Annotated in this window: 18 protein-coding genes; 10 read left to right on the top strand and 8 right to left on the bottom strand. The window is 67.4% G+C overall.

Annotated features, from left to right (window positions below):
• Nucleotides 1–456: 456 nt before the first annotated feature.
• From ACWEFV_RS19575 to cax, 5 genes are all read left to right on the top strand, one after another.
• On the top strand, nt 457–1,371 hold the full coding sequence (locus tag ACWEFV_RS19575) for a hypothetical protein (protein ID WP_450071345.1): 915 nt from the start codon (nt 457–459) through the stop codon (nt 1,369–1,371).
• 105 nt (nt 1,372–1,476) lie between these two features.
• Entirely contained in the window at nt 1,477–2,436 is a 960-nt protein-coding gene (locus ACWEFV_RS19570) for a mechanosensitive ion channel family protein (RefSeq protein ID WP_450071416.1), read from the top strand.
• Nucleotides 2,437–2,510: 74 nt separating this feature from the next.
• Complete coding sequence (locus tag ACWEFV_RS19565; protein WP_450071344.1) at nt 2,511–2,921, top strand: hypothetical protein; 411 nt, start codon at nt 2,511–2,513, stop codon at nt 2,919–2,921.
• A 126-nt stretch (nt 2,922–3,047) separates the two neighbouring features.
• A complete protein-coding gene (locus ACWEFV_RS19560; protein ID WP_450071343.1) occupies nt 3,048–5,363 on the top strand; it encodes an esterase-like activity of phytase family protein in 2,316 nt (771 codons plus the stop codon).
• A 46-nt stretch (nt 5,364–5,409) separates the two neighbouring features.
• Complete coding sequence (cax, locus tag ACWEFV_RS19555; protein WP_450071342.1) at nt 5,410–6,486, top strand: calcium/proton exchanger; 1,077 nt, start codon at nt 5,410–5,412, stop codon at nt 6,484–6,486.
• Nucleotides 6,487–6,490: 4 nt separating this feature from the next.
• Here cax and ACWEFV_RS19550 read toward each other — a convergent pair whose 3' ends face one another.
• The 3 genes from ACWEFV_RS19550 to ACWEFV_RS19540 are packed head-to-tail and all read right to left on the bottom strand — an operon-like array spanning nt 6,491 to nt 9,204.
• Nucleotides 6,491–6,859, bottom strand: coding sequence for a hypothetical protein (locus ACWEFV_RS19550; protein ID WP_450071341.1), 369 nt, complete (start codon nt 6,857–6,859; stop codon nt 6,491–6,493).
• Nucleotides 6,860–6,862: 3 nt separating this feature from the next.
• Nucleotides 6,863–8,485, bottom strand: coding sequence for a peptide chain release factor 3 (locus ACWEFV_RS19545; protein ID WP_450071340.1), 1,623 nt, complete (start codon nt 8,483–8,485; stop codon nt 6,863–6,865).
• A gap of 56 nt (nt 8,486–8,541) precedes the next feature.
• Nucleotides 8,542–9,204, bottom strand: coding sequence for a hypothetical protein (locus tag ACWEFV_RS19540; RefSeq protein WP_450071339.1), 663 nt, complete (start codon nt 9,202–9,204; stop codon nt 8,542–8,544).
• A 220-nt stretch (nt 9,205–9,424) separates the two neighbouring features.
• On the opposite strand from ACWEFV_RS19540, the gene ACWEFV_RS19535 reads away from it, so the two are divergent.
• Nucleotides 9,425–10,681 carry a L,D-transpeptidase gene (locus tag ACWEFV_RS19535; protein ID WP_450071338.1) on the top strand — a complete coding sequence of 419 codons (1,257 nt, stop codon included), beginning with the start codon at nt 9,425–9,427 and terminating at the stop codon, nt 10,679–10,681.
• Here the strand turns inward: ACWEFV_RS19535 and ACWEFV_RS19530 are convergent.
• Nucleotides 10,678–11,238, bottom strand: coding sequence for a TetR family transcriptional regulator (locus ACWEFV_RS19530; protein WP_450071337.1), 561 nt, complete (start codon nt 11,236–11,238; stop codon nt 10,678–10,680). The genes ACWEFV_RS19535 and ACWEFV_RS19530 overlap by 4 nt on opposite strands.
• 76 nt (nt 11,239–11,314) lie before the next feature.
• On the opposite strand from ACWEFV_RS19530, the gene ACWEFV_RS19525 reads away from it, so the two are divergent.
• Entirely contained in the window at nt 11,315–12,196 is an 882-nt protein-coding gene (locus ACWEFV_RS19525) for an SDR family oxidoreductase (RefSeq protein ID WP_450071336.1), read from the top strand.
• 10 nt (nt 12,197–12,206) lie between these two features.
• Here the strand turns inward: ACWEFV_RS19525 and ACWEFV_RS19520 are convergent, their stop codons facing one another.
• Nucleotides 12,207–12,848, bottom strand: a complete 642-nt coding sequence (locus ACWEFV_RS19520; protein ID WP_450071335.1) for a TetR/AcrR family transcriptional regulator — start codon at nt 12,846–12,848, stop codon at nt 12,207–12,209.
• A gap of 180 nt (nt 12,849–13,028) precedes the next feature.
• Between ACWEFV_RS19520 and ACWEFV_RS19515 the strand changes: the two genes are divergently transcribed.
• From ACWEFV_RS19515 to ACWEFV_RS19505, 3 genes are all read left to right on the top strand, one after another.
• Nucleotides 13,029–14,714: an alpha/beta fold hydrolase gene (locus ACWEFV_RS19515; protein ID WP_450071334.1), complete on the top strand. Its 1,686-nt coding sequence runs from the start codon at nt 13,029–13,031 to the stop codon at nt 14,712–14,714.
• 74 nt (nt 14,715–14,788) lie between these two features.
• Complete coding sequence (locus ACWEFV_RS19510) at nt 14,789–15,229, top strand: hypothetical protein (protein WP_450071333.1); 441 nt, start codon at nt 14,789–14,791, stop codon at nt 15,227–15,229.
• 160 nt (nt 15,230–15,389) lie between these two features.
• Nucleotides 15,390–15,539, top strand: coding sequence for a hypothetical protein (locus ACWEFV_RS19505; RefSeq protein ID WP_135452784.1), 150 nt, complete (start codon nt 15,390–15,392; stop codon nt 15,537–15,539).
• On the opposite strand, the gene recD is transcribed toward ACWEFV_RS19505, so the two are convergent.
• The 3 genes from recD to recC are packed head-to-tail and all read right to left on the bottom strand — an operon-like array spanning nt 15,536 to nt 23,645.
• On the bottom strand, nt 15,536–17,197 hold the full coding sequence (recD, locus tag ACWEFV_RS19500; protein WP_450071332.1) for an exodeoxyribonuclease V subunit alpha: 1,662 nt from the start codon (nt 17,195–17,197) through the stop codon (nt 15,536–15,538). The genes ACWEFV_RS19505 and recD overlap by 4 nt on opposite strands.
• The gene (gene recB, locus ACWEFV_RS19495) at nt 17,197–20,451 is read right to left on the bottom strand and encodes an exodeoxyribonuclease V subunit beta (RefSeq protein ID WP_450071331.1); all 3,255 of its coding nucleotides are present in this window, start codon (nt 20,449–20,451) and stop codon (nt 17,197–17,199) included. The genes recD and recB overlap by 1 nt, the downstream gene beginning before the upstream one ends.
• Nucleotides 20,448–23,645, bottom strand: a complete 3,198-nt coding sequence (gene recC, locus ACWEFV_RS19490; RefSeq protein ID WP_450071330.1) for an exodeoxyribonuclease V subunit gamma — start codon at nt 23,643–23,645, stop codon at nt 20,448–20,450. Before recC ends, recB begins: the two co-directional genes overlap by 4 nt.
• Nucleotides 23,646–23,709: the final 64 nt, after the last annotated feature.

The following is a 23,709-nucleotide window of genomic DNA, read 5'->3' as shown; positions in this document are numbered from 1 at the left end:
ACCGATATAAGTTGACGCCGTGCCAGGCGCGACGCCAATCGTCTTGGGGTGATGACATTGAGCGTGTGGGATGACATCGCGCACAGCCGCGAGGAAGCCGAGAATCTCAGAGTTCGCGCAGCGTTGATGCCGAAGCCGGATGGTCGCAAGCAGTAGCCGCAGGTCATCTTGGGTTGAGACAGCCGCGGGTATCCGACCTCATCCGAGGGAAGATCTCAAAGTTTCCCTCGACGCACTCGTCGATATCGCATCAAGGCTCGGCATCCACATCCACATCCGCGTCGAAGTGGACCAAGACTGCGAGCTGCCCGCCTGAACGTACTCAACGAGGGGTGGTGGCCGGGAGGCCCGTGCGAGAGCCACCTACGAAGCACTCGGGGTGACCACACGTGCTGGCGGACGAGAGCGTGTGACTGACGCCCCCGTTTGTCGGACCCTGGGCCGATCATGGACCGCATGAAGAACCCCGCTACACCTGACGAGGCTGTCGCCGAGTTGGAAACCGCGTGGGACGCGGTTTGCATTGCGGGTGCAGCGATACCCGAGCGGCGCTGGTGGCGAAAACGCAAGTACTACGAAGCTGTGGAAACGCTCGATGTGGCGGACCGGAGGTTCGAGCACGCGTTCTCCGGTATCGCTCGGGCAGGTGTCGGTTCGATCCCGCATCAATGGGGATTGCTGAGCGATAACGTTGAATCGACGCTGGACTACTGCCTGCACCGCGATATCGGCGACGAGTTGCGTGTTCGGCTGAAAGCCATACGTGACAAGGTTTTTGAGGCGCGGATAGCAGCGCACACTGGAGATCGAGATCTTGAGGCGGAGCTGACGCGTGACCTCGCGTCCTGCCTGGAATTGGAACCTTGCGATGAGCGCGCACGCCATTTCGTGCACCACCTCCCGGCGTGGGCGCGACCGATTCCGCATGTTGATCTCGACGTCGAAGCCGAAAATCTCACTCGCCATGGAATTGTGCGATTCGCCGAGCGCTACTTCCACTACATGGAGCCAGCCTGGTTCTGTGCCGGGACGCGGTTTCAGCTGCGCACCTTCACTGTGTCGTTGGTTGCGATCGACACGTTGGAGTTGCACGACCTCGTCGCCACTGAGCTGCCCGCTGACAGCCGGCCGACGTGCTCGTCTGGCTTGGGGACCGCGGCGCTGCAACATTTGTGTTGCACTGCCGACCACTACGGCTTGACCGTCAAGCTCATGATCATGCCCGGTGATCGCACCGAGGGCAGTGCCGAACGACTCGCCGGCTGGTATCGCGGGCATGGTTTCGAGATCCACCAGTCGACTCCGGGATCGTTCCTAGAAGCGAAAGGGCATCGCGCGCCGAAAGGTGATGTGAGTCTCAATCTCCGGTAACCGCGAATTCGACCTCTACTGAGGCGATTTGCCGACCGTCAAACGTGAGCCGCTCCGCTCATTCGACGGGTGCGTCAGTTCTGTCGTACGGTCGAAAACGTGGAGATGTACAACCAGGCTTTCGAATGGACAGATACCAATCGACATTGGCTGATCGAGGTTCCCATTCGGGTTGTCGCTTACATCGTCGTCGCATTAATCATTCGATTTTTGCTGCATCGCATGATCGACCGCGCGACCACCGGTCGGACCAAGAAGCCCCGTAGCGGAGAGATCGAGGGGCAAGCCAGGAAACCTCCGCTGCTGCGCTATCTGCGGGACCGGGCCTCGGCGACGACCAATGGCATCCGAGCGGCCGAACGTCGTCAGCAGCGGGCGCAGACCATCGGGTCGGTCCTGAAGTCCACCACGTCCATCGTGCTGCTGGTGTGGGTGGTGCTGGCGATCTTCAGCGTGCTCGGCGTGAACATCGCGCCGTTCATCGCCTCGGCCGGCGTGGTCGGCCTCGCGATCGGCTTCGGTGCGCAGAACCTGGTGCGCGATTTCGTCAGCGGCGTATTCATGTTGCTGGAGGACCAGTACGGCGTCGGCGACAACGTCGACCTCGGGGAGGTGTCCGGGGAAGTGCAGTCTGTCGGGCTGCGGATCACCACGGTCCGCGACATCGACGGCACGCTCTGGTATGTCCGCAACGGTGAGATCGCCCGCGTCGGGAACATGAGCCAGGACTACGCCGTGGCCCGCGTCGAGGTACCCGTCGCGTTGACCGCTGACGTGGACCGTGCCGAGCAGGTGGCCGTCGAGGCCGCGCACGAGGTGATCGCCGACCCGTCGATGGCCGGGAAGGTCATCGGCGAACCGGAGATGCTCGGTGTGCAGTCGTTGTCGGCGGACCAGCTCACGTTGCGGATGACGCTGAAGACCCGGCCGAACGCGCAATGGTCAGTGCAGCGCAAACTCCGTCGGGAAATTCTGCGTGCCTATGACGAAAACGGGATCAACCTGCCCTACCCGCAGGGTCGCATCCACGCCTACGTCGGCGGTCAGGAGACCAACGGTTCGTAATTGGCCGGGTTGATCCACCCTGTGACATGCGCATTTAGACCTTCATGACGGCATAACGGAACTATGCTCCCCGTATGGCTCGGGCCGGTTCGGTGCTGTTGTCGGGAGTCGTGATCGCGGGGTTCACGGGCGTCGTCACCGCGACGGTGGCGCACGCCGAACCAGCGCCGCCGTGCGCTTTCACACTGTCACTACCTGCCGTCGTCCACGTTGATGGCGCCGACATGGTCAGCGTGACCGTCGCCCCAGCCGCGTGTGGAGCGCCGGCAGACCCCCGCTTCAGCGTGGCGTGCGTCCAGCGTCAGGACAACGCCTCACCCATCCAGTGCAATCAGGGCAGGGGAGCCCAACCGGCGGAGGTGCTGACGCCCTACCGGCCCGGAGCGACCTACGTGTCAACCGGCCGGGGATGCGGCGGTTGGATGGGCATCAGGGAGATCGCCCCGCAGTGCCAGGTGCTCGGCCCGCTCGCGGCGCCGCTGTAACCGTCACGGCGGCCGCCTGAACCGGAGGGCCGATCCGTCGCCGTTCGTTCACCTGTGGAATCCCTGTCAGTTACCTGTGCCAGGCAGGCTCGGTCGACGCACCGGCACAACTGAAGAGGGTGGCGAATGAAACGGGCGAGAGCGGCTGCGGCAGTGACCACGGCGGCAGCGCTGATCTTGGCGGGCTGCTCCACGGAGGACGAACGGCCTGGCGACGCCACATCCCCGAAGGCGACGTCGCCGATCGACTGGAGCGTGCCCGACGCGGACCGCTACCACCGCACCGCCACCTACCCGGTGTATCTCAACCGGCCGGCCCAGGACCCCGCCGAGAAGGAGACCGTCGCCGAGATCTCCACCGTCACCCCTGACGGCAACACCGTCATCTACACCGACGCTGCCGCCAAACGCATCGGCTTCGTCGACATCCACGATCCGGCCAAACCCGTTGGTAAAGGCACGCTTTCCCTCGCAGAGCTGGGCCACAAAGATGATCAGCCCACCTCGGTGGCGGCGGTCGGCGAGTTCGTCCTCGTTGTCGTCGACACCACCGGAGGTGACTTCGCGCATCCCACCGGGCGCGTCGACATCGTCCGGACCAGTGACCGCACCCGCGTGCACAGCATCGATCTGGGCGGCCAGCCCGACTCAATCGCCATCAGCCCCGACGGCACCTTCGCCGCGATCGCGATGGAGAACCAGCGCAACGAGGAGTTCACCCCGCCCGGCAAGGAAGAAGGCGACCTGCCGCAGCCGCCGACCGGATTCGTGCAACTGATCGACCTCAAGGGCGCACCCAACACCTGGAAGCCCCGTAAGGTCGACTTCGACGTCGAAGCCGCGCGACAAGCCGGGCTGGACACTCCCGAGGACCTCGAACCCGAGTACGTCAGCATCAACTCCCGCGGCCAGGTCGCGGTGACCCTGCAGGAGAACAACGGCATCGCCGTCCTCGACGGCCCCACCGGCAAGGTCACCAAGATCTTCAGCGCCGGAAGCCAATCCGTCCAAGGCATCGACACCAAAGAGGACGGCGTGATCGACCAGACGGGTTCGATCCCCGACACCCCGCGCGAACCCGACGCCATCGGTTGGATCGGCGACGATTACTTCGCCACCGCCAACGAAGGCGACTGGAAGGGCGGCACGCGGGGCTGGACGATCTTCGACGCCGGCACTGGCGACGTCACCTGGGATGCCGGCAACTCCCTCGAGCAGCTTGCGGTGCGCACCGGCCTGCACATCGAAAGCCGGGCCGAGTCCAAGGGGCCCGAGCCGGAAGGCCTGGCCATCACCAACATTGACGGCCACCCCACCGCGCTGATCGCCTCTGAACGCAGCAACTTCGTCGCCGTCTACGACGTCAGTAACCCCAAGGCGCCGGAGTTCCGGCAGATCCTGCCGACCACGCCCGGCCCCGAAGGCGTCCTGCCGATCCCGTCGCGCAATCTGCTGGCCATCTCGTCGGAGGCCGACGATGCCGAGGCCCACGTGCGTGCCTCGGTCAACCTCTACGGGTACGGCGAATCATTCGCCGCCGCAGGGAAACCGAACTTTCCGTCCATCGTCTCGGGAGATATCGACGGTGCCCCGATCGGGTGGGGCGCGCTCGGCGCATTGTCGGCGGACCCTCGCGACGAGAACCGGCTCTACACCGCCACGGACATCGCCTACAGCCCGGCCCGCATCCTCGGCGTGGACGTGGCACAGAGGCCGGCCCTGATCGACACCGAATTGCCGATCACCGAGGACGGCAAGCCCGTCACCCTCGACACCGAAGGTCTCGCGGCCCGCCCCGACGGCGGATTCGTCCTGGCGGTGGAAGGCGAAGACGGGCCCGGCAACCAGCTCATCTACGTTGCCGGCGACGGCAAGATCGAGAAGCGAGTGCCGCTGCCGAAAGACATTGCGGCGCAACTCGGGAGCAACGGGTTCGAAGGTGTTGCCGTCGATGGAGACTCGGTCTGGGTCGCGCTGCAGCGCGAGCTCAAGTCCGACGCCAAAGGTGTGGTCCGCATCGGGCGTTACACGCCGGACGGGGACAAGTGGGAATGGTTCGGCTACCAGCTGGACTCCGCCAGCGCCAAGGACGACTGGATCGGTATCTCCGAAATCTCGGTCCACGACGGTGAATTGCTGGTGCTCGAACGCGACAAACTGAACGGACCCGAGGCACGAGTGAAGGCGCTGTACCGGGTGGCGATTCCCGACGGCGCAAGCGAAACCGCTGAGAAACCGCGGGTGTTGCCGAAGACATTGGCCCGCAACCTGGTGCCGGACCTGCAGGCCACCAACGGTTATGTGCAGGAGAAGGTCGAGGGCGTCGCGATCGCCGGCAATCAGAACCTGTATGTGGTCACCGACAATGACGGGCTCGACGACGCCAACGGCGAAACCGTGTTTCTGGATCTGGGCCCGGTTGCCGAGGCGCTGAAGGGGTAGCGCCGGTTCGGCCCCTGAGCCCGGCCGTCGTGTCATGATGGCGCGCATGGGGACGGCGCTCATCCGATCCGACAAGCTGTTGATCTTTGGTGGCCTTGCCATCTGCGTCGTGGCGGGGCTGTCTCATTACGGTGGCTGGCCGCACCTGCTCGCGTTCGCCGTCAGCGCACTGGCCGTGGGTGTACTGGCCTCCCTCGTCGGCCTGGCCGTCGATCAACTCGGAGATCGGTTCGGCCCCGGGGCAACCGGAGTGCTGCAGTCCGCACTCGGCAACCTGCCGGAGTTGTTCATCTGCATCTTCGCGCTCAAGGCCGGGTTGGTCGACGTCGTGCGGGCCGCGCTGATCGGTTCCATCCTGGCCAACCTGCTGTTGGTACTGGGCTTGGCCTTCCTGGTCGGTGGACTGAAGCATGGCTCGCAGAAGCTCGGCTCGGCCCAGGTCCGGACCATCCTCGTGCTGATGGTGCTGTCGGTGACCGCCATGGCGATTCCGTCGATCGCCCACGAGGTGCACGCTCCCGCTTCTGAACACGAAGTGGCCTTCTCGATGATCGTGTCGGTCGTCCTGCTGGTGCTGTTCGGGCTGTCGTTGCCGTACTCGCTGAGCCGCGACAGGGACAAGACCAGTGCGGCTGTGCCGCAACCGGATAAGGAGCCGCCGCGGTGGCCGGTGGGATTGGCGATCGGCATGCTGGCCATCGCCGGCGCATCAGCGGCGTTCGTATCCGATTGGTTTGTCGCCGCACTGGAACCGGCGATGGACTCGCTGCACATTTCGCAGGCGTTCGCCGGTCTGGTGATCGTGGCGATCGCGGGCAACGCGGTCGAGAATGTGGTCGGTGTGCAGTTGGCCGCCAAAAACCAGTCCGAGTACGCCTTTTCGATCATCCTGAACAGTCCGATCCAGATCGCCCTGGTGCTGGCCCCGGTGCTCGTGCTGGTGAGTCAGATCTTCGGGTTGGCGTCGTTGACCCTGGTGTTCGGGCCCATGCTGATCGTCGCGCTGCTGGTCGCCGTCGTTCTGGCGGCCATCATCGCTTTCGACGGCGAATCCACGTGGCTGGAAGGCGCGGCCCTGATCGCGCTGTACTGCATCATCGCCGCCTCGTTCTGGTGGGGATGACGACTTAGACGGCGAACGCCAACCAGTAGCCGATCGGGATCATCGCGAAATACCCGAGGATTCCGACGGGGATCCCGATCAGCGGCGTCCACTTGCGCCATTCGGCCAGTGCCGCACCCGCGACGGCCAGGACTGTGCCTACCGCCAGACACATCCACGGAATCCACACGAGGACGTTCTCGCCCTTCGCGGACAGTTGGCACACCTTGTCGGTGACACCTTCGTGGCAGGGGTCCGTCGCCATGGCCAGCGGCAGCATCAACACGAAGGCCACTACGAAACCGAAAATGCCCATGACGCTGAGCAACCCGACGAACCAGGCCCAGTGCTTCCCGCTGTTGCGGGCGCTGGCGGGCGGTGTCGGGTCGGTCATCGACTAGCCCTCCGCAGCCACCAGCGACCCGAGCTTGATGTCGGGGTTGTCGCGCTGGAAACCCTCCAGCCGCCACGGTGTCGAGAACAGCACGAGCATGACGCCGTCACTGCGGGTCAGCACCTCGGCCGACACCTGGCGATTCACAAAGTCGGCGTCTTCGGGGCGGACGACTCGCGCCACCTGATAGGGCAGGTTCTCCAGTGAGATCGGTGCGCTGAGCTCGGTAGCCATCCGGTGGGCGGCCACCTCGAACTGCATCGGCCCGACAGCGGCGAACACCGGTGCCTGCTCACCCCGCTTGTCGGAGCGCAGGACCTGCACGACGCCTTCCTGCTCGAGCTGCTCGATGCCCTTGCGGAACTGCTTGTGCTTGCTGGGATCGGTGCCACGGGCCACCGCGAAGTGCTCGGGGGAGAAGCTCGGGATCGGCGGGTACACCACCGGGATGTCGCGGTACAGCGTGTCGCCGGGGCGCAGGGCCGCGGCGTTGGCCAGCCCGATCACATCGCCGGGCCAGGCGTCATCGAGCGTCGAGCGCTGCTGGCCGAACACCGACTGCGCGTACTTGGTGACGAACGGCTTGCCGGTGGCGGCGTGGGTGAGCACGTCGCCGCGCTCGAACGTGCCCGAGACCACCCGTGCGTAGGCGATGCGATCGCGGTGTGACGAGTCCATGCCGGCCTGCACCTTGAACACGAACGCGCTGAACGGGGAGTCCACCGCCCGGTGAACCCCGTCAACACCGAGCGAACCGCTCGGCGCCGGGGCCAACTCGACCAGGATGTCCAGCAGCTGGTTCACGCCGAAGTTCAACGCGGCCGAGGTGAACAGCACCGGGGAGGACTCGCCGGACAGGAAGGTCTCGCGGTCGTAGTCGGACCCGTCGATCGACAGCAGCTCGGATTCCTCGACTGCGGTGTCCCAGTCATCCCCGGCGGCAGCGTGGGCGTCGGCGGCCGCGATGTGCTCCTCGGGCGCCGCGGTGGCGCCACCCGCGGTGCGGGTGAACCGGATGAACTTCTCGGCCCGACGGTCCATCACGCCCTTGAAATCGCCGGCGATACCCACCGGCCAGGTCAGGGGAGTGGTGCGCAGCCCGATCCGCTCGTGGATCTCGTCCATCAACTCCAGCGCGTGCCGGCCCGGACGGTCCCACTTGTTGATCACCGTGATGATCGGGATTCCCCGGTGCTTACACACCTGGAACAGCTTGAGGGTCTGCGGCTCAAGGCCTTTTGCGGCGTCGATGAGCATGACCGCGCAGTCCACCGCGGTCAGCACCCGGTAGGTGTCCTCGGAGAAGTCGGCGTGCCCGGGAGTGTCGAGCAGGTTGATCACGCAGTCGCGGTACGGGAACTGCAGCGCCGTCGAGGTGATCGAGATGCCGCGGGCCTTCTCCATCTCCATCCAGTCCGACACCGTGGAGCGCCGGCCTGCCTTGCCGTGGATCGCGCCGGCCTCGGTGATCACCCGGGCGTGCAATGCGAGCGCCTCGGTCAGCGTCGACTTACCGGCGTCGGGGTGGCTGATGACGGCGAAGGTGCGGCGACGGGCCGCTTCGGCGGCGATCCGGGCAGCTTGCGGGGTGTTGGAGGCAGGGGTGGCCAGGGCGTTGTCGGTCATCTCGATTAGCGATGGTATGGGGGTTCGGGTGCAAACCCGTAATCGAGCTCCTCGGGTCAGTTGCCCGCGAACCAGGCGGTCGTCACGGTGTACCGGCGCGGAGGCTCAAACGATGTGCCCCGCGGACCCAACTGGCCGACCTGCACCGCCCACGGTTCCTGCGAGCGGTCGATCGCTGACACCAAGTCCTGGCCGGGATCGATAAGGACCCCTCGCGATATGACCCTCGGATCGCATCCGTACGCGGGGACCAGGCCGTCTCTGCGCCCGCCCCAGTCGATGCCGCCGGAGAGCACGCAGCTCGTTCCGTCCTCGAGGACCAACGCGAACGGCATCGGTGTACCCGGCGGATCCACCGGCGGCAGTGCGCCCGGCGTGGGGAACCGGCGAAGTTCCTTGCGCCAGGGATCCACCGCACACAGCACGGAACCGGGGCTCGGCCAGCACACCTGGGCCAAGGCCTGATTTGGCTCACACGCGTAGATGTCGCCGGCCGTGGCCGCCGGTGACGGGCCCGGGCATGTCGAGAGGTTGGGCGAGGGTTGGCGGTTGATCACGTGGTAGCCGTTGACCGGCTCACCGTTGGCGACGGCCACGACAGTGACGACAGCCGTTGCCCCGGGATCCGCGCCGGCCGGTGCCGGCGACTGCAGAGCGGCAGCGGCCATGACCGTCAACGCAGCCGCACCGCGCGACCAGCCCGAGACCCGTCCGCACATCACGAGAACCTCCTTCGTGACCTGGCTTCACAATCCCCGAACTTTCGAACCGGCGAGGGCGAATCGTCACACCCGCTGACGGTGTTGCCACCGCAGACAACAGCACCATTACGACTCGCCCACAACGGGTAGCCGTTGAGCCGAAGACCAGGCCGTCCGGCTACGATTGGGCCACTGATCGGAACCTCGATCAATATGGCCGTCGCCGAACCACATTGGAGTGAAATTGACGTCTGTTCGCCGTGCCTACCTGGCGGTCGCACTTGCCGTGCTGGCCGTGTCGGGTGGTGTCGTTGTCTCGGCCCTGCCGGACTGCGCCGAGCACTGCCAGACGTTGGCCGCGCCGCCACAGGGCGTGCCGCAGCCCTCGCCCACCGAGCCGGCCAAGTTGACCATCATCCCCAAGCCTGACGCCGAGGTGGACCCGCTGGCCCGGGTCATGGTCACGGCCGATACCGGCACGGTGGCGAGCGTGAAGATGGTCAACGACGCCGGCAAGGAGATCCCCGGCGTCCTCACCCCCGATGCCAGGACCTGGAAGCCGACCACCACGCTCGGCTACGGACGCACCTACACGTTGAAGGTCGACGCACGCGGCCCCGGCGGCATGCCGACCCGCAGGACCACCACCTTCTCCACCCTCACCCCCGGCTACCAGGCCCGCGTCTACCTCAACGGCACCTCGTACGCCTCGCTGCAGGACGGCGCCACCTACGGCGTCGGCATGGTGATCGTCGCCCGCTTCGACGAGCCGGTCACCGACAAGGCCACCGCTGAGAACCGGATGAAGGTGATCACCGAGCCCAAGGCCGTCGGCTCGTGGAACTGGATCGACGACCAGACCGCGCACTGGCGTCCCGAGAAGTACTACGCCCCGGGCACCAAGGTCACCGTCGACGCCGGCATCTACGGCGCCAAGCTCGGCGACGACCTCTACGGCGCGCAGGACGAGAAGGTCTCGTTCACCATCGGAGCCTCGCACGTCACCGTCGCCGACGACACCGACAAGCAGGTCAAGGTCTACGAGAACGGCAAGCTCGTGCGCACCATGCCGACCTCGATGGGCATGGGCGGCACCGAGACCATCGCCGGTACGACGATGAGTTTCTGGACCCCGCGCGGCATCTACACCGTGATGGACAAGGCCAACCCGGTGGTCATGGACTCCTCGACCTACGGTCTGCCGGTCAATTCCCGCCTGGGCTACAAGACGACCATCCCGTGGGCCACCCGCATCAGCATTGACGGCATCTACCTGCACCAGCTCAACGCGACGGTGTGGGCCCAAGGCAACACCAACACCAGTCACGGCTGCCTCAACCTCAACGGCGACAACGCCGAGTGGTTCTACAACTTCTCAGTGCCCGGCGACATCGTCGAGATCCGCAACACCGGCGGCGACCCGCTCAAGCCGACCAACAACGGCGACTGGTCGGTGCCGTGGACCGAATGGGTCAAGGGCAGCGCGCTGCGCTAGGCGGTTAACGCCTTCAAGTCGTTCATCGTCGACGTGACGATCTCGGCCAGCCCGACGCCGGCGCTGTCGTGCACCCATCGGCTGAACGCGACCTTGAACACCGCCATCCCGGTTTCGGCGGCCAAGCGTGCGGCGGCATCGCCGATGCCGCGGCGACGCAGCGCCCCGGCCATCTCGGCGGACAACGTCGCGAGCTTGATCAGTTCGCGCTCCTGAAGCGCGGGGTTGGCGTCGACGACGGACTGCCGGCGCAGGGCATGGCCGCGCCGGCCGTCGAATACCGGGCCGAGTGCGGCCAATGCGCCACCGACCACATCCAGTGGTGACGCCTCGGCCGGGGCGTCGGCGATGGCGGTGACCAAGAGCTCCGTGAGCATGGCCTGTCCGCCGAACAGTGCCTCGCGCTTGTCGGTGAAGTACCGGAAGTACGTGCGCTCGGTCAGCCCGGCCCGCTCGGCGATTTCGGCGACCGTGGTCTGGTCGAACCCGCGCTCGAGGTACAGCTGCAGGGCCGCCTCCTGCAGGCGGTCGCTCGCGTTGGGCTCCCAGCGGCTCATGGATGTGATCCTAGGGAATGTCAGTGACTGTCATCGCGTTCCTGGTGATGACAGTTACTGACATCAGGAGGATTCCATGAAGGTTTTCGTCACGGGTGCATCCGGTTTTGTGGGCGACGCGGTGGTTCGTGATCTCGTTGCCCACGGGCACCACGTGGTCGGCCTGGCGCGCTCCGACGCCTCGGCCGACGCGATCAGTGCGGCCGGAGCCCGCGTCCATCGCGGCGATCTGAACGATCACGACAGCCTGCGCGCCGGCGCCGACGCCAGCGATGGCGTCATCCACCTCGCCTTCCATCACGACTTCGACGACTTCGCCGACGCTGGGGAGCTGGACCGTCGCGCCATCGAGGTGCTCGGCACGACCCTCGCGGGCTCGGACCGCCCGCTGGTGGTCACCTCCGGCGTGGCGGGTCACAGCGCCGGCCGCGTACTGACCGAGAACGACGCGTTTCAACCCGGTCTGCCCCGGCACTCCGAGCCTGCGGTGCTGGCCTTCGCCGACAAGGGTGTGCGGGCCTCGATCGTGCGCCTGTCACCGACGACGCACGGAGAGGGTAATCACGGATTCGTGCCACGGCTGATCCAAGTCGCCCGGGAGAAAGGCGTCTCGGCCTACATAGGTGAGGGCGCCAACCGGTGGCCGGCCGTGCACCGCCTCGACGCGGCCCCACTGTTCCGGCTGGCCGTCGAGCGGGCGCCTTCTGGGACAGTCCTGCATGCGGTGGCCGAGGAGGGTGTTGCGGGCCGCGACATCGCCACTGCCATCGGCCGCCACCTCGGACTGCCGGTGACCACGGTCCCGCTTGAGCACGCCTTCGAACACTTCGGGTGGATCGGCGGCATGTTCGCACTCGACGTCCCGGCATCCAGTGCGCTGACCCGGCAACGGTTCAGCTGGCGGCCATCCGGAGTGGGCCTGGTCGAGGATCTCGACCGCGGGCACTACTTCGCATGAGCGGCGCTACTCAGAACACCCGACGCGGCGGTGGTGGCTTCTTCACGATGGCGGGCAGGATGAACGTCTCGATGTAGCCCCGCGCCACCACCGGGTCGTTGCGTACCGGCACAGCGTTCACCAGGAAGCTCAGCGCGGTCGCAATGATGAACTGCGCCAGATCGTTCGGGTGCACACCGGGTCGGAACTGGGTGGCGTCGTCGGCGATGATTCCCTCGACGGTGGCGGTCACCAGTTCGGTCAGTTCCGAGTCCTTGGCGATCAACGAAGCGATCGTGCCGTCGGCAGTCTGGTCGGCGATGGTGTTGAGCAGCGGATCGGCGACCAGTTCGGTGGCCACGATGACCATGCTCTCGGTCAGAAGCTCGATCGGCCTGGCGTTCTCGGGGATGCGCATCAGGATCGAGGCCATGTGCCGCTGCGTGGTGCGTTGCACCATCGCCGCGATCAACTCGTTGCGGTTGGCGAACTGACGGTAGATGGCGGTACGCGAATAGCCGGCCTCGCGGGCGATGACCTCCATGGTCGAGGCCCGGTAGCCGCGCGTGGTGAACAGGTGCTCGGCGGCATCCATCAGCACTTCGCGAGCCTGCTCGGCGCTGTTGCCGCCGCCCACCGGGCGCCCGCGGGGTCGGCGTTCTGGTGCTGACAATCGACTGTCCTGCTCGGCGGCGTAATCGGAGTTTCAGTATGCCGGACGGGGCACCGCGGCTTCCGCAGCATTAAAGAAACATTTCTACCAATTTGTTCTATTTCGGTCCGGGCGGTCGCTGCCGCCGGTTAGCGTGCGGGCGTGATCAAACGGGGGATTGCAATCAAAGCGGTGCCGGCGATGGGGTGGGTCGTGTTGGTGGCCGCCCTGTGGATGGGGTTGATCGCGGCCACGGTTACGACGGCGCACGCCGATCCTGGCGGCGGGAAATCAACGACGCAGTCCGCCAACGACTCTGACAAATCGTCGACGCGACGCGACGAGCCCGCACGCTTCGGCCTGCGCAAGGACAAGCTGCGCCGGGCCGACGCGAAGGATGTCGACGCGAAGGCTGACGACGTGTCGCCGCGGGAGCGCCTGCGCCTGTCTCTGCCGAGACCGCTGTCCAAGGCGGTCGACGACATCGAGACCGGAACCCGGACCGCGCAATCACTTCCGAGGTCCAAGCCCACCACGAAACGTGTAGTGCCGAAGGTGCCCGAAGCCGCCAACGCCACCGCAGCCGAGCATGCCGCACCAGACATCGCCGACGCGATCGACGCCATCACCCACCCCGTTGATGCGAAGGCGCCGCTCGTGCAGGTGAACACGGTCGTCGACCACGTCGCTGCGCAGAGTCGCACCGTGCTCGCCGACATCACTGACCGGGCGTCGAACACTCAGACCTCGCGACCGATCGCCCAACTGGCCGCGGCCATCAGCACTCCCGCGATCGAGCAGAGATCGGTACCCCTGGTCAACATCGTCGGCTCATTGGTGTTCAACGTGGTCGGCGCTGCGCTACAGGTGTTCTCGGGCCCGCCGGTGCTCCCGCCGGGCAGCAACGTCACCGTCCGCAGCTCGACGCTGGACATGCCGGGCGCCAACCAGACCGTGCGGGCCGACTGGTACTTCCCCGAGGACCCGGACTCGGCGACCGGTGTCATCTATCTACAGCACGGGTTCATGGCCACCGGCCCGATGTACAGCTACACCGCGGCATACCTGGCCGAGGAGACAAACAGCATCGTCGTCGTACCGACATTGTCGTCAAACCTGTTCGACCCCAGCGGCGATTGGATCGGCGGAAAACCGATGCAGCAGTCCGTCGCCGACCTGTTCGCCGGCGACCGGACCGAACTGACCGCGAGCGCCAGTGCGGCGGCCGGCCACCCCGTCACGCTGCCGTCCAAGTTCGTCCTGGTCGGCCATTCCCTGGGCGGGATGCTGGTGACCGGCGCCGCCGGACGCATGGTCGACAACGGCGCGGTCGACAACCTGGCCGGCGTTGTGCTGCTCGACGCGGTGGACACCCACAACGACATGCCCGAGGCGCTGGACGGCCTGAGCGGCGCCAATTACCGTCCGGTGCTGCTCATTTCATCCGAACGGTATGTGTGGAATCGCAACGGCACCGTCGGGGACGAACTGCAGGCCGCCCGGCCCGGGCAGTTCAATGGCGTGATGCTGGTCGGTGGGCGGCACATCGACGGGATGCAGGGAGGCAACGTCATCTTGCAGTTCGCGGAGTACCTCATCGCCGGCTTCTCGCAACCGCAGAACACCGAGGCGGTCAAGGCGATTGCCACCGGCTGGATCAACGACATGTACGACGGCACCGACGACGGCATCGGTGGCGAACCACAGCAGAGCATCGACATCCCGACCTCGTCAGGCACCGCCACCGCGGTGGTGCTGCCGTTCACCTCGACCGAGCCGGTGCAGGCGACACCGTGGGACGGGCTGGTCGGGCCGATCCTGGATGCCCTGTTCCAGTACGCGGTGTACGAACCGCTGGCCGGACAGTCTGTTCCGATGACCGTCTGACGAACGAGAATCGGTGCCTGCCGCCACACGATTCGGCCCATATCCTGGTGAGGACGCCAAACCGGGGGGTTGCCGTGGCTGTGGACGAGACGCCGCCAGAGGAATACCCGCACGAGTGGGTCGACCGGTACGGGCCCCAGGCGTATGTACCCCAGGGTTATATGCCCCCGAGGTATGTCCCGCCCACGTCGGCGGCCCAGCGTAACTACCAAGCCGTGCTGACCATCCGCTGTTTCGCCGGGGTGATGGGTGCCGGCGCCGCGGCGCTGTGGGCGCTCATCGTCTTCGCGATGCTGAGTTCGGCCTTCGACACGGACCCGGCCACCGATCCGCACGGCTACGGGATCGTCTTCGGCGTCCTCATCTCCGTGCCACTGAGCCTTTTCTCGGCCCTGGTGTTGCCGTTCGCCGCACCCAGAAACCGTTGGGGGCGCGCCTTCGTCATCTCGTTGCTGGCCCTCGTGGCCCTCAACGCGCTGGTGTTCTGGGCGCTGAGCGTCTCGGGTGCCGGATAGCGCCGCGCTCGAGTTCGCTGACATTCGCTGAACAAGGCATATACCAAGCTCAGCTATACATTTTGCCGCGAAATCGTTAACCGAATTGGTGCGCGATCCGTATGTGATTCAGCCCACGGACGATGTACATTGTGATCGCTGTCATAGGAAAGGGCGTGCAATGGTCGGTGCATTTGTGGGCGTACTTCTGCTGGTGCTCGGCATCGGTGCGGTCGCCGGCGTCGTCACGGCTGTCGCGATGGGCTTGCCCACCCTGGCACTCGTGATCGGCCTCATTTCCGGCGCATTTTTCGCCGGACGCGCCGTTTAGAGCTTCAGCCGCTTTCGCAGGCCGGTCGCTCGGACTGCCTGCCGGGCGATGGCTGCGCGAATCTCCGCCTCGGAACCCACCACGCGAACCCGCGTCTTGGCCCGGGTGACCGCGGTATAGAACAACTCCCTGGTCAACAAGCGGGAGTCTTCCGGCGGTAGCAGCACGGTCACCTCGTCAGCCTGGCTGCCCTGGGACTTGTGGATCGTCATGGCGTGCATGGTCTCCACCTCGGTGAGCCGGCCGGTCGCGAATGACGTGGACCCGCCCACGGTCCCACCCACGATGGCACGCAACCCGTCCGGGGTGGCAATCGTGACGCCGGTGTCGCCGTTGTAGAGCTTGAGCCCATAGTCGTTGGCTGTCACCAGGACTGGCCGCCCCACGTACCACGACGCCCACATGGGCTCCCCGGTCGCCTCGGCCAGCCAGCGCTGCACCTGACGGTTCCATTGCGCGACACCGAACGGACCGTGCCGGTGCGCGCACAACAATCGGTGCTCGTCGAGGATGGCCAGCGCCGCGCCCGCATCCCCCAGCATCGCCGCCTGCCGTAGTGCCAGGGCATGCGGCACAAGCACTTCCCGCAGCCGCCCGCCTGCCTCCGAGGACACCCACTCCACATGCTCGCCACCGGCCGCCAGCACCTCCACCGCGCCCGAGGCGTCCCCGGCCCGGATTGCTGACGCCAGCGCACCGATCGACTCACCGAACCGGTGCGAGGTTTGCAGCGCTGCCACCCCGCGCGATCCCAGCCCGTCGACCAGATCGGCCAGCACCGCGCCGGCTTCCACCGACGCGAGCTGATCAGGGTCGCCGACCAGTAGCAGCCGGGTTTGCGGCCGCACCGCCTCCAACAACCGGGCCATCATGGTCAGCGACACCATCGAGGTCTCGTCGACGACGATCACGTCGTGCGGCAACCGATTCGCCCGGTGATGGCGGAACCGCGATGACGTGTCCGGGCGCGGCCCCAGCAGCCGGTGCAGCGTGGTGGCCTGCAGGCCCGAGATCCGCTCCCGGTCCACGGCATCGAGCCGGTTCACCTCGAGCTGGACGGCCTCCTGCAATCGGGCCGCCGCCTTACCGGTCGGCGCCGCCAGCGCGATCCGCAGGGACGGGCGACCGGCCAGCGCGGCCTGCTCGGCCAGCAGCGCCAACAACCGGGCCACCGTGGTGGTCTTGCCGGTGCCGGGCCCGCCGGTCAGCACCGTGAGCCCCTGCGACAACGCCACGTTCGCCGCGGCCCGCTGCTCCTCGAATCCCGGCGGGAACAACCGCGCCACGTCGGGCGCCGAGCCGCCGGGTCGAGCACCCACCAAGGCCAGCACGTCATCGCAGACCTGCTGTTCCTCCAACCAGTACCGGTCGAGGTACAGCAGGTCCCCGAACAACCGCACCACCGGGGGAGCGCCGAGCAGCGGGCTGGCCGCCACCGCCGCCAGCCACTCGTCGGCCTGCGGCCACGGCAGCTCCGGCAACTGAGACTGTTCGGCCACCGAACGCAGATCCACACATACCGACCCGCCGCGCAGTGCCCGCACTGCCAGCGCCAGGGCCAGCTCGACGGACGGGTCGGAGCTCTCGGCAAGCGAGCTCAACCGTTGGGCCACATGCACATCAGCGGGTTCCAGGATCTCGGCGAACGCATCCAGCATCACGAGGCTCCCTGATCCAGTAGCTCCGACATCGCGATCACCAGCGCCGCGGGCGGCTCCCAACTGAACACCCCGGCCGGGTGTCCGTCGACGACGGGCGTCTGCGCCCCGCACATCCCCCGCACGAACAAGTACATCACCCCGCCCAGATGGGTGCCCGGGTCGTAGTCCGGTAGCCGCCAACTCAGGAACCGATGCAGCACAACGCTGTACAGCAACGCCTGCAGCGGGTAGTCCGAGTGCAGCATGGCCTCGACCATCCGGTCCCGCCCGTAATCGGCCGCGGTGAGCGGGTCGTCACCGGTGCCCAGCCAGTTGGTCTTGTAGTCGACGACGACGAAGCGCTGCCCTATCCGCAGCACCACATCGACCGAACCGGACAAATACCCGCGCAGCGGCTGGCGGCCCAGCAGCCCCGTCGACAACCGCTCGGCGTAGACGGCCATCGGATCGTCGTCCGGGAGGTGTTCATCGAGCAGTTCCCCGATGTCGGCCAGCCGCGCGAACTCGCCGCCGCGTAGATCACCGCCGGCCATCGGGAACTCGAAGTCCAGCTCGCACAGGCGGTCCCGCAACCCAATCTGGCGCAGCGTCACGCCGGGCGCCAACGGGCCCAGCGGGGTGTCGTGCATCGGCAACAGCGCCGCGGCCAGCTCGTCGGCTGACACCTCGACCGGCCAGTGGGCCGCGTGGCGGCGTACCTCGACCTGGAGCTCGGCCGTCAGATCGGCGGCCAGCGGGTCGGCGGTCTCCAGTACCGCGTGCACGAGCGAGCCGAATGTGGCCCCGGTCGGCAGCGCCGCCATCGGGGAGGGGACGTCGGCGCCCTGGGCGGGGGCGACGACGGCGATGTCGGTCGACTCGTCATCGAGCTCGGCGACCTCCGGCTCGCTGGACACCCCGGAGTTCCCGTCGTCCTCGGCCGCACGCAGCAGCCCCGAGTACGAGGTGCGCCGCCACGCGGTGTCGATGGAGCGATGAAAATGCCGCGCCGCCAGATCATCTGGTATCGCCGGGGCGGGCACCGGTGGCGCCGGAAAGATCAGCGACTCCTCCAACGCCGGACCACCCGCGGCCTCCCAGGCCCGCAACCGGGTCAGCGCATCGTCATCGGAGACCTTGGCCGGCGCGCACCGGTCGGGCACCGCGGCCTGGCCGGGGGTGCGCCCGCGCAGCAGACGCGACAGGCCGCCGTTCGGCTCGTCGTTCGACGGTGCCCACCACGCCACCACCTGGGACTGGGCCCGCGTCATCGCCACATAGGTCAGGCGGCTGTCATCGGCGGCCGCCTCGGCCCGCCCGGCCCGGGTCACCGCCGGGTCGGGCCCGCCGACCTGCAGGCAGCGCACCCCCGCGTCGTGGAACAACACCAGATCCGGCTCCGGCACATACCGATTGAACGCGAACGGCAGATACACGATCGGGAACTGCAGGCCCTTGCTCACCCACACCGTCATGATCTGGACCGCCGCGGCGTCGCTGTCCAGGCGCCGGTTGCGCTCGGACGTGCCGCCGCCCTCGGAGCGCTGCGTGCGCAGCCAGTCCCGCAGCGCTGCCAACCCGAACCCCTCCCGGTGCGCGGTGTCGCCGAGCAGTTGGGTGACGTGGGACAGGTCGGTCATCAACCGTTCACCGCCCTGCCAGGACAGCACGCGCTTGCCCATGCCGGCCAGTTGCGCGGCCTCGAAGATCGCCGCCACACCGCGCTCGCGGGCGTGACCGGCCCAGGTGCGGAGCGTGTCAGCGACCCGGTCGGTCAACGCATCCCCGCCCGCGGCAAGGGTTTCGGCGGTCTCCCCGAAGAACATCGTGGCCGCCGCGGCGCGCACCAGCCCGGGTCGGTGCGGTTGGTCGAACGCTTCCAGTAGATACAGCCAGTCCTCGGCGGCCTCGGAATTGAACACATCCGAATCCCCGGTGTAGACCGCAGGGATACCGGCCTCCATCAGCGCGGTGTGGCAGGCCCGGGCATCCTTGTGGGTCTCGACGATCACCGCGATGTCGCGGGCTTGCACTTTGTCCCCGTCGAAGGTGGCGCCGCTGGTCAACAGCGCACCGATGTCGGCGGCCAGGTCCTTGCCGATGTGCCCGCGTAGATCGGCGATCGGAATCACCTTGGTGCCGGTGCGGTTCCGCGTCACCACCCGCAGCCGGAACGGATCGTTGTGCGGCGCCCCGGCCAGCCGGTGGCCCTGGTGGTTGGCCTGTACGTCGTGCACCACGATGTCCGGGCCGCCGAGTTCGGCGCCGCGCAGCACGGCCTGCAACCGGTCCACCAGGACGCTGTCGCTGCGCCAGTTGATGCCCAGCGTCTGCTTGTCGCCGGCGGTGGCCGCGGCCCGCAGATAGGTGTCGATATCCCCACCGCGGAACGCGTAGATCGCCTGCTTGGGGTCGCCGATCAGAATCAGGGTGGAACGCCCGGAGAAGGCCCGCTCGATCACCTGCCACTGCACCGGGTCGGTGTCCTGGAACTCGTCGACCATCACGATCGGCCAGCGCTGCGCCATACGTACCCGGGCCGCCGAGCCCTCCGCCGCCAGCGCTCCGGCCAGCCGGGTCAGCAGATCGTCATAGCCCAGCACACCGCGGCGGCGTTTACGAATCTCCAACTCCGCCAGCACTGCCCGCGCGAACCCGATCCGTATCCCCGCCGGGGACTCCGGCTCGGGATCCAGCGGGCGCAGTTCGGTCGCCGGATTGGCCACCACGACGCGGGCCAACCGCAGGGCCTCGGCATACCCCAGCTCCGGGACATCCCGCTGAGCACCGAAGTGGGCGAGATACAGATCGTCCACGATCTCGCACACCAGCTCGTCAAGACTTTCGACCAGCGTCACACCCGAATCGCTGTCCCCGGCCACGCCAAGGGATTTCAGTACGATCTGGCAGAACTGATGCGTGGTGGCGATGGTGGCGGCATCGAAACCGGCCAGCGCGTCGCGCAGCCGCTGCCCGCGGGCCTGCTGATCTTCGGATATCAGATACCGCAGCAGATCGTTGTCGGCACGCGAGGGATCCTCCAAAGCCACGAGCGCACCGACGATCTGGGCACGCACCCGCTCACGCAACTCCTGGCTGGCGGCCCGGCCGAACGTGATGAGCAGCATCTGATCCAGCGTCGCCGCACCCTCGGCAACCAGCCGGGTCACCAACCCGGCCAGCGCGAACGTCTTGCCGGTGCCCGCGCTGGCCTCCAGCACCGTGGTGCTGTTCTTCTCCGGCAAGGGGCCGAGCAGATCGAAGACCTTCACCGGGTTGGTCCCTCGGCCTGCAACTGGGCCCGTAGGACTGGAAGCCACAACCGCTCGGAATACTCACCCAGCCCGAGCAACCGGCTCAACGGCACGCCGCGGCCCCACGCCCGCACATGGGCGGGCGCCTCGTCCTCGCCGGGGAATCTGGAACTACGCCACCGGAATCCGGCTTCCCGTTCCGGGTCGTCACCGGCGTGCCGCGCGGCCGCCCACGCATAGGAGGTCTTGATGGGCAGCGGCAACGGCTCCCGGCGGCCCGCGTCGTAGATGGCCACCAGATCGGCCAGCAGCGCGACCGGATCGTCCGGGCGGCCCAACCCCTCGACGCGCGGATTGTCGCCGCGCCGGGGCCGCCCGATGCACACCGCCGACCAGTCCCGCCCCGGATGCCCCGCGGCCAACGCCAACAACGGAATCCAGGATTGCAGCAGGTGCTTGCCGTCGAGCTTGGAATACGTCACCGACACCAGCCGGTCACCGAACACGGGGGAGACCGTACCGGTCAGCCGCCGCCCGGTGCCCAGATCGATGTCGATGTCGTAGGCCTGCGGGTCGGTGCCGCGGTGCCGCAATGCCTCGGCGGCCAGCAGCGCGCATTGATCCCGCAGCGCGATCGCACGGCGCCAGCCCAACTGTCCGGGCGGCAGGGTGCCGCGACGCCACTCGGCCTGCTGGGCGTCGGCCGGGGTCATGCCACGCAGGATGTCGTTCAGCATGCGATCGCCGACGGTCCATTCCTCCAGAGCGTCGATGTCGACCGGCATCACATCCGACACCCCGTCCACATCCCAGGGCAGCGTGTACTCCAGCGCCCGGAAGAAGCCCTTCACCGGATCTTTGAAGAACGTGACGAGATCCTCCAGCGGGACGTCCGCGGCAGCTGGTTCCGGCAGCGGGTGGGCGAAGAACGGCGGCCGGTCGGCCCGCTGCCCGGCGCTGGCCTGCGCCGCGGTGAGCGCCGTGGGGTCGAACGTGAACGGGCCGTCGGGCAGCAGGGCGCCGGGGGTGACGTTGCGGATATCGAAGGGCTGCAACGGGTGTGCGGTCACCACATCCACGGGTTGCTCAGCGGTGATCTTGAGCGTGTCGAGCAGCTCGGCCAACGGCACCGCCGGCGGGCGGGCCTGACCGGAGTATTCGTTGGCGCCGGTATAGGTGACGACGAGGGTCTGGGTGGCCGCCCCGATCGCGTCGAGCAGCAACTGGCGGTCCTCGGAACGGATGTCGCGTTCGCCGGTACGCGGGTCACGAGCCAGGACGTCGTCGCCGTCGACTGCCCCCAGCCGCGGGAACACCCCGTCGTCCAACCCGACCAGGCACACCACCCGGTGCGGCACCGAGCGCATCGGCACCATGGTGCACACCGTCAGGGTTCCGGTGCGGAAGTTGGCCCGCGTCGGGCGGCCGGCCAAATGCCGGTCCAGCAGTGCGCGGATGTCACTGAGCCGCATGGGCGTCGCGGCCGCGCCTGCGGCCTCGGTGATCTCGGCGAACTCGCGCTGCACCTGGGCGGCGGGCCACTCCTCGTCGGAGGAGGCGAGCGCCTCGATCCCGGTGCTCAGCGCGGATAGCCACTCACCGAGGGGGCGGACCCCGCTGAGCTGATCGACAGCGTGCCTGAGCCTTTCCACGAACTCGGCGAACCGGCCGGCCAACTCGACGCGGTTGCTGCTGACATCGTCGAGCGGCAGAGTCGTGCCCAGCCAGGCGTGCGAATCGTCGGACATCGCCACCCCGGCCAGCACCCGGTCGATACCGAAACGCCAGGTGTTGTGCAGGAATTCGACGCCGTACGGGCCGCGATGCTCCTGATCGAAACCCCACCGGATGTTGGCCTCACGCACCCAGGCGGTGATGGCGTCCAGATCGTCGTCGGTGAACCCGAACCTGGCCCGCACCGAATCCGACTCAGCCAGATTGAGCACCTCGCTCGCGGTGGCCCGCCCGCCGGCCAGGGCCAACACCGACGCCGCCACCGCCAGCAGCGGATTCGTCTGCACCAGAGCACGATCGGCCAACCGCACCCGCAGCTTGTGCGCCGGATGTGCGCCGCGCACCACATCGCCCAACCCGAACCCCGCCGTGATCAGCGGCGCATACGTCTCGATGTCGGGGCACATCACCAGGATGTCGCGTGGCTCGAGGCTCGGATCGTCGGCGAGCAGGCCCAGCAGCACCTCCCGCAGCACTTCGATCTGCCGGGCCGGGCCGTGGCAGCTGTGCACCTGCACCGAGCGGTCCTCGCGACGGGGCACCCGCCCGATCGGGCGCACCGCGTTGGCGGCGATATCGGACTGCAACCAGCCCAGCACGGTGTCGGGATAGCCGGTGCCACTGAGATATTCGTCGGTGTCCGGGGCGGGCAGGCTGCGCTGCAGCTCGCGGAGATCGCGGCCGAGGGTGGCCAGCAGCGGGTGGCCCACATCGCGGTGGCTGCTGTCTTCACTACGCGGCAGCGGTCCGGTGTGCGCCGCCAGCGACTGCCACAGGTCGTCACTGGGGTGCGGCAGCCACAGATGCAGATCGTGATGGGTGGCCAGCGCGGTGAGCAGTTCGATCTCGGCCACCGGTAGCCGGGTATGCCCGAACAACGACAGCCGCTCAGGCAGGCCACTGGGTGATTCAGTCAGCCGGGCAAGGGTTTTCGCGTGCCGGAGGTACGGCGGCTCGCCGCCGATCCGCTCGACCAGCGCCTGCCATAGCGGGGCCTGCCAGGCCAGGTCGTCGGGCAGGTCGGCCCAGTCGACCAGAAGTTGCGGGCGCTGCCGCGCGTAGGAGGCGAACAGCCCGGCCAACCGGCGGGCCACCGCATAGCGCCGGCCCTGACGCAGCTCATACTCGTCACCGGTCTCGAAATGCCCGAGGTGTGTGGCCACCGGCTGACACCACGGCTGATCCAGGTTGTCGTCGATGACCGCCAGCAGGGGCCAGGCCATCGCATCGGCCGACCAGGGATCCTCATCTGTTGTCCCGGTCAGCTCCGCGATCAGCGAACGCGGGTTGCGGAACTCGACCGCCGCGCACACCCCGAGCCGGTTCGACAGCCGCTGACTCAGCCAGCGCTCCACGCCCTTGGCCGGGACCAGCACGAGGTCCTGGGCGAACGGATCGGACGGAGGTTGCGACAGCAGACCGGCCAGTCCGTCGGCGAGCAGATCGGTGCGCTCGGCCCGGTGCAGGTGCAGTGCCATCGACACACACGATAAGACCGCGGGCTGACACCGAAAACCCCAGGCCGACGATCCTGAGCAAATC

The sequence above is a fragment of the Mycobacterium sp. NPDC004974 genome (assembly GCF_053600815.1).
The sequence above is the reverse complement of the archived record's forward strand: the minus strand, read 5'-3'. Positions and strand labels throughout refer to the sequence as shown.